The organism is Streptomyces sp. AC627_RSS907, from assembly GCF_019049165.1.
This window is the reverse complement of the sequence record NZ_JAGMUE010000943.1, coordinates 1-657: the sequence shown is the minus strand read 5'-3', so window position 1 is coordinate 657 and position 657 is coordinate 1. Positions and strand designations below refer to the sequence as shown.

Here is a 657-nt window from a genome sequence, read left to right as displayed (position 1 = left end):
GTCTTCTTCTCGGGCCTGGCCGTCGCCGTCTCGTCCGCGACGCTCTTCCTGGTGGACGACGTCATCTTCTCCTCGATCGCGGTCGGCGCCATCGTCGTCACCCTGGTCGCCGTCCTCAGCTCGCTGACCGTGCTGCCGGCCCTGCTCGCGGTGCTCGGGGCGCGCGCCGAGCGGCGGGCCGAGCGCAGGGCGGCCCGCGCGGCGGCGGGCGGCAGGCCCGTACGCCAGCGCGCCCCGCGCCGGAGCGGGCCCGGCCGGGCCACCGCGGCCGTGCTGCGCGGCGTCAGCCGGCGGCCCGCCGTGGCGCTGGCCGCCTCCGTCCTCGGGATGCTCGCCGTCGCTGCCCCGGCGCTCGGCCTGAACCTGACCGACATGGGCCGCGAGACGCACTCCCGGGCGATCGGCGCCATGCAGGTCTACGACCGGCAGAACGCCGCCTTCCCCGAACTCAAGGCCATGCACCAGATCGTGGTCCGCGCCGACGCGGAGCGCTCGGCCGAGGTCACCGCGGCCCTGCGCGAGCTGGCCCGCGACGTCAAGGGCGACCCGCGCCTGTCCGGCGACGGCACGCTGAGCACCTCGCGGGACAAGCGGATCAGCATGCTCCAGCTCCAGGTGCCGCACCACGTGAGCACCGACGCCGCCCAGGAGTCGCTC

1 protein-coding gene is annotated in these 657 nt (G+C 76.3%); it reads left to right on the top strand.

Features of this window, described 5'->3' with window-relative positions; all coding sequences use genetic code 11:
• The coding region (locus KUM32_RS39585; RefSeq protein WP_217146576.1) for an MMPL family transporter at positions 1-657 on the top strand (657 nt) is incomplete at both ends.